Below are 12890 nucleotides of genomic sequence, written 5' to 3'. Positions count from 1 at the left end.
CGGGCGAGCTCGGCGCGCATGAGCAGCGCCATCACGCCGCCGATGACGAAGAACGCGAACGACGTGGCCAGGTACAGCGTGCCGATCGTCTTGTGGTCCGTCGTCGTCAGCCACTTGACCACGACGCTGCCGCGGTTCTGGCGCCTGACCGGCAGCTCGTCCTCGTAGTGGGACCCTGCTGCCGCGGCACCCTGGGGTTCGTTGAGGATGCTCACAGGTTGTTCGTCTCCCGGTTCTTCTCGTGGCTCGTCTGCGCGATGCCGGCAGGAACGTAACCGTTCTGCTGCTTGTCCACGAGGTCCTTGAGGTGCTGCTCGTAGCGCTCGGGGGAGACGACCTTCACGTTGAACAGCATCCGAGAGTGGTCGACGCCGCAGAGCTCGGCGCACTTGCCCAGGAAGGTGCCCTCCTTGTTGGGGGTCACCTCGAAGGCGTTGGTGTGGCCCGGGATGACGTCCTGCTTCATCAGGAACGGCACCACCCAGAAGGAGTGGATGACGTCACGCGAGGTCAGCACGAAGCGGACCGTCTTGCCCTTGGGCAGCCACAGCGTCGGGCCCGGGTTGTTGGTCTGCGGGTTCCGGGTGCCGGGGGTACCGCAGTCGTAGACGCCGCCGGCACCTGCCGGGAAGTCCTTCTTGAACCGGTCCGGGATCGCGTTCAGCTCCGGGGCCTTCTTGGCGTCACCGGTGGAACCGGCGACCGGCTCGATGTAGTTGAAGCACCAGCTCCACTGGAAGCCGACCACGTTGACCGTGACGTCGGGCTTCTTCTTGAGGCTGAGCAGCTCGGTCTCGTCGCGGGCGGTGAAGTAGAACAGCACCGAGACGATGATGAGCGGGACCACGGTGTACAGCGCCTCGATGGGCATGTTGTACCGGGTCTGCGGAGGTACCTCGACCTTGGTGCGGCTGCGCCGGTGGAAGAAAGCACTCCACAGGATCAGACCCCACACCAGCACGCCAACGGCGAGCGCAGCCGCCCAGGACCCCTGCCACAGGGAGAGGATCCGCGGAGCCTCTTCCGTGGTCGGGGTGGGCATACCAAGGCGGGGGAAGTCTTCCCAGTTGTACGAGCAACCGGTGGCTGTCGCCAAGACCAGGCCCGCGGTCAGTGCCTGCAGCAGCTTCCGCCGCATCGGGCGCCGCGGCGAGCGGTCGGAGCCGTTGGGACTCACGTAGCGCCTTCCCGAGAGTCTCGCCCGCGCGGATCGGCTGCGGCCTGGCCTTCTCGCTGGTCGGTCGCCGCCCTGCGTCGGGCAGGGGTTTGGATGTTTATGCGGACCAAACCCTAGCCGACGCCCTCCGGGGGTTCTCGGGGAGGGGTGCCTACTCGGTGGGTTGGTTCGCTGGTTTGGCGGGTGCGGCCTTCGTCGCGGCTTGTCGCGCCCCGCGGCGGAGCCGCAGATGCCACAGTCCCGCACCCGTGGGGACGTCTCCTGCCGGACGTTCTAGCGTTGCTGTGTGGCCTACTTCGATGCTGCTTCCGCTGCTCCGCTTCATCCCGTCGCCCGGCAGGCTCTGCTGGCCTCCCTCGACGAGGGGTGGGCGGATCCCGCGCGTCTGTACAGGGAAGGACGGCGGGCCCGGATGCTGTTGGACGCGGCCCGGGAGGCCGCCGCCGAGGCCGTGGGGTGCCGGCCGGACGAACTGGTCTTCACCTCGTCCGGAACGCGTGCCGTGCACACGGGGATTGCGGGGGCGCTGTCCGGGCGGGGGCGGATCGGGCGTCACCTGATCGTGTCGGCGGTCGAACACTCTTCGGTCCTGCATGCGGCGGAGCTTCACGAGTCCGCCGGGGGGACCGTCACACGGATCGCGGTGGACCGCGCCGGGCTGGTGGACCCGTCGGCGTACGCGGCCGCCCTGCGCGCGGACACGGCGCTGGCCTGTCTGCAGTCGGCCAATCACGAGGTGGGGACGGAGCAGCCGGTGCCCGAGGTGGCCGAGGCGTGCCGGGCCGCGGGCGTGCCGCTGCTGGTGGACGCCGCGCAGTCGCTGGGATGGGGGCCGGTGGAGGGCGGCTGGTCGCTGCTGACGGCCAGCGCCCACAAGTGGGGTGGGCCGTCGGGGGTCGGACTGCTCGCCGTCCGCAAGGGTGTGCGATTCGCGCCGCAAGGGCCGGTGGACGAGCGGGAATCGGGGCGGGCGCCCGGTTTTGAGAACATTCCGGCGATCGTGGCGGCGGCCGCGTCGCTGCGGGCCGTACGGGCCGAGGCCGCCGAGGAGGCCCCGCGGCTGCGGGAGCTGACGGAGCGGATCCGGGTACGGGTGCCGCAGACGGTGCCGGACGTCGAGGTGGTCGGCGACCCGGTGCGCAGGCTGCCCGGCGTCGTCACCTTCTCCTGTCTCTATGTCGACGGAGAGGCCCTGCTGCATGAGCTGGACCGGGAGGGTTTCTCCGTTTCGTCCGGATCGTCCTGTACGAGCAGCACGCTGACGCCGAGCCATGTGCTCAGGGCGATGGGCGTGCTGAGCGAGGGGAACGTGCGGGTGTCGCTGCCGCCGGGGACGGCACAGGAGGATGTCGAGCGGTTCCTGACGGTCCTCCCCGGGGCCGTGGCGGCGGTGCGGGAGAAGCTGGGGGCTCCGGTCGCCTCCGAGGTGGCCCGCGAGGCGGACGAACTGGTCGTCGACTCCCTCGGCAAGCGCTGCCCGATTCCGGTGATCGAGCTGGCGAAGGTCATCGGCGACGTGCCGGTGGGCGGCCTGGTCCGGGTCCTGTCGGACGACGAGGCGGCCCGGCTGGACATTCCGGCGTGGTGCGCGATGAGGAATCAGGAGTACGTCGGGGAGGAGCCGGCGGACCAGGGAACGGCGTACTTGATCCGCCGGGTGAGCTGAGAAACCTGAGGGGCGCGGGGAACTGCGCGACCAGCCCCCACGCACCCGCAGACGAACAGCCCGGCTCAGACCAGGTGCGCCTGCACCTCCGCCGCAGCCTCGTCCCCGTACGCCTTGGTGAACCGCTCCATGAAGTGCCCGCGCCGCAACTGGTACTCCTGCGTCCCCACCGTCTCGATGACGAGAGTCGCCAGCATGCAGCCGACCTGGGCGGCACGCTCCAGGGAGACGCCCCAGGCCAGACCCGAGAGGAACCCGGCGCGGAAGGCGTCGCCGACACCGGTCGGGTCGGCCTTGCGCTCCTCGTCCGGGGTGCCGACCTCGATCGGGTCGCCGCCGGCCCGCTCGATCCGCACGCCCTTCGCGCCGAGGGTGGTCACCCGGTGGCCCACCCGGGACAGGATCTCCGCGTCGGTCCAGCCGGTCTTGGACTCGATGAGGCCCTTCTCGTACTCGTTGGAGAAGAGGTACGTCGCCCCGTCCAGCAGGATGCGGATCTCCTCACCGTCCATCCGGGCGATCTGCTGGGAGAAGTCGGCGGCGAACGGGATGCCCCGGGAGCGGCACTCCTCGGTGTGGCGGAGCATCGCCTCCGGGTCGTCCGCGCCGATGGAGACCAGGTCGAGACCGCCGACGCGGTCGGCGACGGTCTTCAGCTCGATCAGGCGGGCCTCGCTCATGGCGCCGGTGTAGAAGGAGCCGATCTGGTTGTGGTCGGCGTCGGTGGTGCACACGAAGCGGGCGGTGTGCAGCGTGTCGGAGATGCGGACGGAGTCGGTGTCGACGCCGTGCCGGTCGAGCCACGCCCGGTACTCGTCGAAGTCCGCGCCCGCGGCGCCGACCAGGATCGGGCGGGTGCCGAGCTGTCCCATGCCGAACGCGATGTTCGCGGCGACGCCGCCGCGGCGGACGTCGAGCTTGTCGACCAGGAACGACAGCGAGACCGTGTGCAGTTGGTCCGCTACGAGCTGGTCGGCGAAGCGGCCGGGGAAGGTCATGAGGTGGTCGGTGGCGATGGAGCCGGTGACTGCGATGCGCACGGCGTGGACTCTCCTGAGGGAGGCGGACCTTGACGGTTCACGCTATCGGGTGGACGGGGCCGCTCTGAAGGCATCGAAACTACCCGATAGTAGATCTTTCTCCGTGAGGTCCGGCGTGCCTACGGTGCGGATATGACGAATCTCAAGGTCCAGGCGCATCTTCCGGTCGATCTCGAAGGCGACCTGGCCTCGCTGCCTGGCGACGGCGCCCGGATGGCTCCCCACTGGGCGGCTCCCGACCGTGTCGCCTCCCGGCCGGTCTCCCCGGCCCTGATCCACGGTGTGACCGTACCCCCGGCGTCGGCGCGGCTGCTCGACGCGATGTCGGACTACGGGGACTGAGCGGCGCACTGACGGGAACCGTGCGCTCCCCCGCTGCGTCCCATCGCTGTCCCCCGTAAAGGGGAGGCGGGATACGACCCGACAGCGGCCCATGAGGGACCGGACCGGGTCCCATGGGACAGCTGTGCAGCCGAAGGAGCGATGCGGTGAACACCGAGCGACCCGACAACGACGACGACGCCAGGGAAGTGGGCGGCGCCGGATCCTCCGACACCCCGGAGGTCGAGGAGCGGGGTTCGGAGGGCACCGCCGAGGCCGCCGAGGCTATCGAGGGCGCTGAGGCCACAGAGGATGCCTCCAGTGAGGCCGCCGAGGCCACCGAGGCAACTGAGGCTTCCGGGACGTCGGATGATGACGCGCCGGCCTCTGAGGCGGAGACGACGGACGACGCGCCGGCTGCGGCGGAAGAGGCCGGCCCCTCGGGAACCGCGGCCGAGGAGACCGACGCGCCCCAGGGCCGGGACACCGGCGCCGAGGAAGCCGGCCCGGCCCTGGAAGCAGACACGGAAACACCCCCCGTCCCCGGCAGCGAGCTGCCCCGCGACGAAGAGCACCTGGTCCGGCCGGGCAGCGGGCGGTCGCGGACGCCCGCGATCATCGCCTCCGTCGCCGCCGCCGTGCTGCTGATCGGCGGTGGCGGGGCCTGGCTCGCGGCCAACGCCTCAGGCGGCTCCGGCGGCGGTGCGACGCCCGGCGCGCCCAGTGGGGACGGCACTCCCCCGCCGCTCGCGCTCGACGGGTACGGGGAATCGACGCCGGGCGGCGGCAACGGCATCGCACCCGGTGAGCCGAACCCCTACGGCGCCACCTACCGGGTCGACGGCCCGCTGCCGGACGGTCCCGGCCAGGCCCCGGTGTACCGGGCACGGGGCCAGGTCACCAAGGCGGACGTGGCCCGGCTGGCGAAGGCCCTCGGGGTCGAGGGGGCGCCGGTGGCGCAGGGCGAGGCATGGAAGGTCGGGTCCGGTCAGGACGGTTCGGGGCCCAGCCTCCAGGTGAACAAGCAGGCACCGGGTGCCTGGACCTTCAGCCGGTACGCCCCGGGCACCGACGACTGCAAGGGCACCGACACCTGCACCGCTCCGCGCTCCGGCGGCGGCCCGGTGAGCGAGGCGGAGGCCGAGAAGGCCGCGGCGCCGGTGCTGAAGGCGTTGGGTCAGGACGACGCGAAGCGCGACGCGAGCCAGGTCATGGGCGCTCAGCGGGTGGTGAACGCCGCTCCCGAGATCGGCGGACTGCCGACGTACGGCTGGACGACCGGCGTCACGGTCGGGTCGGACGGTCAGGTCGTCGGCGGCAGCGGTCAGCTGAAGACGCCGGTGAAGGGGGACGCGTACCCCGTGATCGGCGCCGAGAAGGCGCTGCAGCTGATGGAGAAGCGGCCGACGGGAGACCACCGCATGGGCATCGGCGGCTGCGCGAGCCCCGTGCCGCTGAAGGACCGGCTGGAGCAGCCCTGCGGGTCGTCGTCGAGCGGCGCTCCCGAGCAGGACGCGGTGACGGTGGAGAACGCGGTGTTCGGGCTGGCCTCGCACTTCGTGGACGGGCGGCAGGCGCTGGTGCCGTCCTGGCTGTTCGAGGTGACGGCACCGGGCGCGAAGGACCCGTTCACGGTGACGTATCCGGCGGTCGACCCGAAGTACCTGGCCTCCTCGACGCCGAGCGGGCCGAGTGACAAGCCGACGGCGGCTCCCGAGCCGCGTGACGTCAAGGTGGACGGCTACCGGGCCGAGGGCTCGGAGCTGACCGTGACCTTCACGGGCGGGGTGTGCTCCGACTACGACGTGAAGGCGAGCGAGAACGGCGACGAGGTGAAGGTCACGGTGACCTCGACCCCGTGGCCGGGCAAGATCTGCATCATGATCGCGAAGCAGTTCGAGAAGACCGTGCGGCTGGACCAGCCGCTCGGCGACCGCGCGGTCGTGGGCTCGGACGGCAAGGGTGTCCCGCTGGCCAAGGAGGGCGCGCGACTGCCGGCTCCCCCGACGCGGGCCCGGTAGTACGGCATGTAATACGGCACAGCGCGAAGGCTCCGGCACAGCGCGAAGGCGGCGGCCCCTCGGAGGGGGCCGCCGCCTTCGTCATGTCCGCGGCCGCGGGAAGCGGCTTGGCGGGCTCAGCTGAAGGAGTCGCCGCAGGCGCAGGAGCCCGTAGCGTTCGGGTTGTCGATCGTGAACCCCTGCTTCTCGATCGTGTCCACGAAGTCGATCGTGGCACCGCCGAGGTAGGGGGCGCTCATGCGGTCGGTGACGACCTTCACACCGCCGAAGTCCTTCTCCACGTCACCGTCGAGGGAACGCTCGTCGAAGAAGAGCTGGTAGCGCAGGCCGGAGCAGCCGCCGGGCTGGACGGCGACGCGCAGCGCGAGGTCGTCGCGGCCTTCCTGGTCGAGCAGCGCCTTGACCTTGGACGCGGCGGCGTCGGTCAGGATGATGCCGTCGGTGACGGTGCTGGTCTCGTCCGATACGGACATCTACATCTCTCCCGGGTTGTACGGAGACTGCTTGCCGACGGGTGCAACCGGCGAGGCCGCGGATTCATTCCGGGCCGGGCGCTCGATCTCGGCTCCTCTTCATGCTCGCACACGCGCCCGGAACCGGAAAACGGCTCTTTCCCGGCGTTCCCGGGAATGAACGACGGCTCGCCGGGATTCACGTCACACAGACGCTATGGCCATCGTCAAAGTGACGTGAAGCGGTTATGATAGATAGCGTCAAATCGACGAAAAGTCGCGGAACAGAAAGGGTGCGTGTCGTGACCACCGCCCAAACCCAGGAGCTCGACGTACAGCCGACGCCCCTCGCCCTGCTGCTCCTCGGCCGTGAGGCCGACCCGAGGAGCGAGCGCGGTGTGGAGTGTCCCGGCGACCTGCCCTCGCCGTCCGACCCGGATCTGGTGGAGCGCGCCCGCACGGCGAAGGAGAAGCTCGGGGACAAGGTCTTCGTGCTCGGCCACCACTACCAGCGCGACGAGGTCATCCAGTTCGCCGACGTCACGGGGGACTCCTTCAAGCTGGCCCGGGACGCGGCGGCGCGTCCGGAGGCCGAGTACATCGTGTTCTGCGGTGTGCACTTCATGGCGGAGTCCGCTGACATCCTGACGTCCGACGACCAGAAGGTCGTCCTGCCCGACCTCGCCGCCGGCTGCTCGATGGCCGACATGGCGACGGCCGAGCAGGTCGCCGAGTGCTGGGACGTGCTGACCGAGGCCGGGATAGCCGAGCAGGTCGTGCCCGTCTCGTACATGAACTCGTCCGCCGACATCAAGGCGTTCACCGGCAAGCACGGCGGCACCATCTGCACCTCCTCCAACGCCAAGCGCGCCCTGGACTGGGCCTTCGAGCAGGGTGAGAAGGTGCTCTTCCTCCCCGACCAGCACCTCGGCCGGAACACGGCCGTGCGGGACATGGGCATGTCCCTGGACGACTGCGTGGTCTACAACCCGCACAAGCCGAACGGCGGGCTGACGGCCGACGAGCTGCGCGCCGCGAAGATGATCCTGTGGCGCGGCCACTGCTCGGTGCACGGCCGCTTCAGCCTGGACTCGGTGAACGACGTGCGCGAGCGCATCCCGGGCGTGAACGTCCTGGTGCACCCCGAGTGCAAGCACGAGGTCGTGGCCGCGGCGGACTACGTCGGCTCGACGGAGTACATCATCAAGGCCCTGGAGGCCGCTCCGGCCGGTTCCAAGTGGGCCATCGGCACGGAGCTGAACCTGGTCCGCCGCCTGGCGAACCGTTTCGCTCCGGAGGGCAAGGAGATCGTCTTCCTCGACAAGACGGTCTGCTTCTGCTCGACCATGAACCGCATCGACCTCCCCCACCTGGTCTGGACCCTGGAGTCGCTGGCCGAGGGCAACCTGGTCAACCGCATCGAGGTCGACCAGGAGACCGAGGCGTTCGCGAAGCTGGCGCTGGAGCGGATGCTGGCGCTGCCGTAACCCGTAGCGGGGCACGAAGGGGGTGACGCCGGCCGTGGCCGGCGTCACCCCTTCTCCACGCAGGCCAGAGCGCATTTCGCGGTTCGTGTTTCGTGCGGACAAGTTTCGCATTCCTCGTGTCCGGCCGACTCCGGCGTCATTACGCTGACCCCTCACAGCACGACGCGCACATACGGGGGCGGCATGACGACACAGCGCGGCCGGGTCGACGATCTCGTGGTCGTAGTGCCGGGGATCATGGGCAGCAGGCTGACGGACGCGGACGGGAACGAGTTGTGGGGGCTCTCGGGAAAGGCCCTGTTACGGGGGATCAGGACCTTCGGGAGGTCCGTGACCCGGCTGGTCCTCCCCTCCGACCTGGGAGACGACCACCCCGGTGACGGCGTGCGGCCCGCCGGGCCGATGCCCGATCTGCACGCCCTGCCCGGGGTCGGGCCGCTCGTCGACGGCTACAACGGGCTGCTGGACTGGCTGGAGCGGCATTTCACCCTGCGACGGCGGCTGCCGGGCGACGACCCTCGCACACCGGTCAACCTGGTGGACTTCTCCTACGACTGGCGGCTCTCCTGCCGGTACAACGCCGAACGGCTCCGCGAGCGGGTGGAGGAGGAACTCGGCCGCTGGCGGGCCTCTGCCGCCGGGCGGGCTGAGGCCAGGGTGGTGTTCGTGTGCCACTCGATGGGCGGGCTGGTGACCCGGCAGTACGTCGAGCTGGGCGGCGGCGCGGAGGTCACCCGTCGGGTGATCACCCTCGGGACGCCGTACCGGGGCTCACTGGACGCCCTGCTGTACCTGGTGAACGGGCTGCGGCCGGGGTTCGGCCCGCTTCGGCTGAATCTGGCGCGGTTCGCACGCAGCCTGCCGTCCCTGCACCAGCTCACCCCGGACTACGCGTGTCTGGAGGGGGGCGGCACAGACGCGGAGGAGCTCCGCTACGCCCGTGAGGTCACCGGGCTGCCGGGGGTCGACGAAGCCCTGCTCAAGGACGCGGCGCTGTTCCACTCGGCGTTGCGCGAGTCCCGGACGGGAGCCGCCTACGGGCTGGAGTACCTGCCGGTGAGCGGGGCTCTGCAGCCCACTGAGACCACGGCCCGGCCGGGGGACGACGGACGGCTCTCGCCGCTGCTCACCATCGGTGGCGCGGAGGAGGGCGGCGACGGGCGGGTGCCCCGTCTGTCCAGCGCCCATGTCACGGGCGTACGGCGACCCGCGTACACCCCGTGGGAACAGCACGGTTCGCTCCAGAACAACTCCGCCGTCCGCTGGGCGCTGTGGTCGTGGCTCACACCTGAACTGCCGGTGCACCGGGGGCCGGAGGAGGAGGCGGCACGGCCGCTCGGGGTGCGCGCGCCGGAGGTGCTGGCGGCGGGCGAGGCGGCGGAGGTCGAGGTGTCGGTCCCCAGGGACGCCCCCGGGCACGACGAGCTGGCGATCGCCCTGAGCGTGGACGACGGCCCCGGACGCTCGCTGCGCAACCGGGGCGACGGGCGCTACACCGCTCCGCTCACCGGTCTCGCACCCGGAGCGCACCGGCTGAGGGTCCGCGCACGGCACGCTGCGGAGGCCTCGGTGACGGCGTTGGTGCTGGTGATGGAGCACGAGGGGGAAGAGGGCACCGAGGGTGAATGAGGCTCCGGAGTTCAGGGCCACCGCACTGTGCGTGGTGTGCGAGTCGTACGACGATTCTCGGACCTTCCCCCAGCTCGTGGGCGCCAAGGCCCAGATGGAGGAGATCGCCGGCCTCCTCGCGAGGCTGGGCTTCGACGTGCGGCTGGTGGGCGGGGGAAACCCGGACCGGGCTGCCTTCGACCGGGAGGTCGAGGAGTGGAGCGAGGGCTGGCGGCGCTCGGGGGGCCGCAAGCCCGCGTTGATCCTCTGGTCGGGGCACGGTGTCCTCGCCGACGACGAACTGCGGCTCGTCCTCAGCGATCTGGAGCCCGGCGACCATGTGGGGACGCGGAAGGTCCGGATACGCAGGCACGGCGTGTCCACGGAAGAGCTGATCGGGTACGCGGTCTCCTCGGAGGCCGACCAGATTCTGGTGGTCGTCGACACCTGCTATGCGGGAGACGGTGTCGGGGACGGCGTCCGCACCGCCCTGAAACACTGGTCCGAGATCTCCCTTCCGCCCGGCCGGACCAAGTGGCTCGGCAGCATGGCGAGCTGCCAGCGCAACGAAGTCTCGGACGGCGACGGCCCGCTGCTGCGGGCACTGGCGGCGGTGCTGCGGGAGGGCCCGCGGACAGACGAGTACCTGAGTGCGTGGAGCGCGCACAACGAGCTGGTCAGTGGCGTCGAGCTGCTGGCGGCACTGCCGACCAGATGGGACGCGGAGGGCCAGCGGCCCGCGCGCGCCGCCGTGGGCGACGAACGCCCGGCGTTTCCCAACCCCCTCGCCCGGCCGGGTGCCGCACCGACCCTCGTGGAGCACCTGGTGCTCGCCGCGCGCGGCGTGGGGCACCGGGAGGAAGGCTGGTTCTTCAGCGGACGGCGGCAGGTGCTAGGGAAGATCATCGGGTGGATGGAGGCCGCGGCTCCCGGTCTCTTCCTGGTCACCGGGCCCGCCGGCTGCGGCAAGTCGGCGGTGCTCGGGCGTATCGCGACGCTCGCCGACCCCGAACAGCGCCGGGAGGCCGAGGAGCAGGGAGCCCTCAGGGAAGGTGACCCGGACCCGGGTGTACGGGACGCCCGGACCTTCGCGGCCGTACATCTGCGGGGCCTGGACGCGACACAGGCCGCCGCGGAACTCGCCGCCCGGCTGGGATTGCGCGAGCCGAGGAACGCGGACGCCCTGAGAGCCGAGCTGCGCGAGCTTCCGACGCCTCCCGTCCTGGTCCTCGACGGTCTCGACGAGGTGCCGGCCGAGCACACCCAGAGCGTGATCGAGGAGCTGGTCTTTCCGCTGAGCCGGATGCTCCCGGTGCTGGTCGGCTCCCGGGAACGGCCCTTCCGGGGCAGGCTGAAGGAGGGCGAGACACTGCCGGACGCCCTGGTCCGCCACATCGGCGACAGCGTCACGACGGTGGACCTGGAGGCCGAGCCGGACACCCGGCAGGACATCGCCGAGTACGTACGGCGGCGCTGCGAGGCCGCCAAGGTCGACGGGACCGGGGTCGCCGAGGCCCTGGCGGACCGCGCGACGGCACGGGACGGGGGGTTCCTCTTCGCCCGGCTGGTCACCGGCTTCCTCGTCACACGGCTTCAAGAGCGCGGGGACCTCCGGGACCACCCGGGCGAAAAGTTCGACGCGCCCACCGAGGACCTGCTCGCCGGGCTGCCCGACTCCGTGGAGGCCGCGTTCGAGGAGGACCTGCGCTGCGGCCCACGGCGGGTACGCGACGACGGCACCGAACTCCCCTCGGCGGCGCGGGACCTCCTCACGGCGCTCGCGTGGGCCGCCGGCCGGGGCATGCCCGCGGGCGGAGTCTGGGAGGCCGTGGCCTCGGCGCTGGGCGGGCAGGGCGCCGTCTACGACGAGGGCGACGTGGACTGGGTCCTGTCCGCCTACGGCCGCTACATCGTCGAGGACGGCGCGGGCACACAGGCCGTGTACCGGCTGTACCACCGGGAGTTCGTCTCACATCTCAGGAGACGCGAGGGGCCCGAGGGGGCGGCCGCCGAGGTGGTCGTCCTGCGGGCGGTGGTGGACCTCCTCAAGCGGCAGGCCGAGGCCGGCGGCTGGGAGGGGGCCGATCGGTACGTACGGACCTGGCTGGCCCGCCACGCGGCGTGGGCCAGTGTCCCGGGGCCGGGCATCGACATGCTGCGTGACCTCGTGGTCTGGGACCGGGAGAACGCCCTGCCGCATCTGGCGGATGCGCTGGTCGAGGTCTCCGTCGCCTTGTCGGGGAACGCGCATCACACGGCTGCCGTGGAATTCGCCCGCGAGGCGGCCGACATGTACCGGGACCTGGCTGACAGAGACACGGTCTATCTCCCCGAGCTCGCCGGATCACTGAACAACCTGGCCAACCACCTGGCCGGGACCGGGGACCGCCAAGGCGCCCTCGAACCCGCCCACCAGGCCGTACGCCACTCCACCCAACTCGCCCACACCAACCCCGCCGCCTACCTCCCCGACCTCGCCATGGCACTCAACAACCTCGCCGTCCGCCTCGCCGAGACCGGAGACCGCCAAGGCGCCCTCGAACCCGCCCACCAGGCCGTACGCCACTCCACCCAACTCGCCCACACCAACCCCAGCGCCTACCTCCCCGACCTCGCCGGATCACTCAACAACCTCGCCGCCCACCTGGCCGAGACCGGAGACCGCCAAGGCGCCCTCGAACCCGCCCACCAAGCCGTACGCCACTACACCCAACTCGCCCACACCAACCCCAGCGCCTACCTCCCCGACCTCGCCGGATCACTCAACAACCTCGCCAACCGCCTCGCCGAGACCGGAGACCGCCAAGGCGCCCTCGAACCCGCCCACCAAGCCGTACGCATCCGACGCCAACTCGCCGACGCCAACCCCGCCGCCTACCTCCCCAACCTCGCCATGGCACTCAACAACCTCGCCGCCCACCTGGCCGAGACCGGAGACCGCCAAGGCGCCCTCGAACCCGCCCACCAAGCCGTACGCCACTACACCCAACTCGCCCACACCAACCCCAGCGCCTACCTCCCCGACCTCGCCATGGCACTCAACAACCTCGCCGCCCACCTGGCCGAGACCGGAGACCGCCAAGGCGCCCTCGAACCCGCCCACCAAGCCGTACGCCAC

The 12890-nt window shown here is 71.0% G+C and carries 9 protein-coding genes and 1 pseudogene; 6 read left to right on the top strand and 4 right to left on the bottom strand.

The features are described from left to right. Both ACFZDA_RS41420 and coxB read right to left on the bottom strand, forming a co-directional pair. Nucleotides 1-215: pseudogene (locus tag ACFZDA_RS41420) on the bottom strand (cytochrome ubiquinol oxidase subunit I); the annotation flags it as partial. Further along, the gene (coxB, locus tag ACFZDA_RS41415; protein WP_391091717.1) at nt 212-1177 is read right to left on the bottom strand and encodes a cytochrome c oxidase subunit II; all 966 of its coding nucleotides are present in this window, start codon (nt 1175-1177) and stop codon (nt 212-214) included. The pseudogene ACFZDA_RS41420 and the gene coxB, both read right to left, overlap by 4 nt. A gap of 286 nt (nt 1178-1463) precedes the next feature. On the opposite strand from coxB, the gene ACFZDA_RS41410 reads away from it, so the two are divergent. Beyond that, nucleotides 1464-2843, top strand: a complete 1380-nt coding sequence (locus ACFZDA_RS41410) for an aminotransferase class V-fold PLP-dependent enzyme (protein WP_391091714.1) — start codon at nt 1464-1466, stop codon at nt 2841-2843. Between the two features lie 65 nt (nt 2844-2908). Here ACFZDA_RS41410 and ACFZDA_RS41405 read toward each other — a convergent pair whose 3' ends face one another. Next, on the bottom strand, nt 2909-3883 hold the full coding sequence (locus tag ACFZDA_RS41405) for a PfkB family carbohydrate kinase (RefSeq protein WP_391091711.1): 975 nt from the start codon (nt 3881-3883) through the stop codon (nt 2909-2911). A 132-nt stretch (nt 3884-4015) separates the two neighbouring features. Here ACFZDA_RS41405 and ACFZDA_RS41400 point away from each other — a divergent pair, with 132 nt between their 5' ends. Together ACFZDA_RS41400 and ACFZDA_RS41395 are read left to right on the top strand one after the other, a co-directional pair. Then, the gene (locus ACFZDA_RS41400) at nt 4016-4225 is read left to right on the top strand and encodes a hypothetical protein (RefSeq protein WP_391091709.1); all 210 of its coding nucleotides are present in this window, start codon (nt 4016-4018) and stop codon (nt 4223-4225) included. A 146-nt stretch (nt 4226-4371) separates the two neighbouring features. After that, a complete protein-coding gene (locus ACFZDA_RS41395) occupies nt 4372-6225 on the top strand; it encodes a hypothetical protein (RefSeq protein WP_391091707.1) in 1854 nt (617 codons plus the stop codon). Nucleotides 6226-6341: 116 nt separating this feature from the next. On the opposite strand, the gene ACFZDA_RS41390 is transcribed toward ACFZDA_RS41395, so the two are convergent. Next, the gene (locus tag ACFZDA_RS41390) at nt 6342-6698 is read right to left on the bottom strand and encodes an iron-sulfur cluster assembly accessory protein (RefSeq protein ID WP_010037217.1); all 357 of its coding nucleotides are present in this window, start codon (nt 6696-6698) and stop codon (nt 6342-6344) included. Between the two features lie 281 nt (nt 6699-6979). Between ACFZDA_RS41390 and nadA the strand changes: the two genes are divergently transcribed. The 3 genes from nadA to ACFZDA_RS41375 all read left to right on the top strand — a co-directional run. Then, nucleotides 6980-8164, top strand: a complete 1185-nt coding sequence (gene nadA / locus ACFZDA_RS41385; RefSeq protein ID WP_391091705.1) for a quinolinate synthase NadA — start codon at nt 6980-6982, stop codon at nt 8162-8164. 183 nt (nt 8165-8347) lie between these two features. Beyond that, nucleotides 8348-9793, top strand: a complete 1446-nt coding sequence (locus ACFZDA_RS41380; protein WP_391091703.1) for a hypothetical protein — start codon at nt 8348-8350, stop codon at nt 9791-9793. Further along, nucleotides 9786-12890, top strand: a 3105-nt coding sequence (locus ACFZDA_RS41375; protein ID WP_391091701.1) for a tetratricopeptide repeat protein, incomplete at its 3' end; no start/stop codon positions are given. The genes ACFZDA_RS41380 and ACFZDA_RS41375, both read left to right, overlap by 8 nt.

It is taken from the genome of Streptomyces sp. NPDC007991 (assembly GCF_042958445.1).
Taxonomy (GTDB): Bacteria; Actinomycetota; Actinomycetes; order Streptomycetales; family Streptomycetaceae; genus Streptomyces.
The sequence above is the reverse complement of the archived record's forward strand: the minus strand, read 5'-3'. Positions and strand labels throughout refer to the sequence as shown.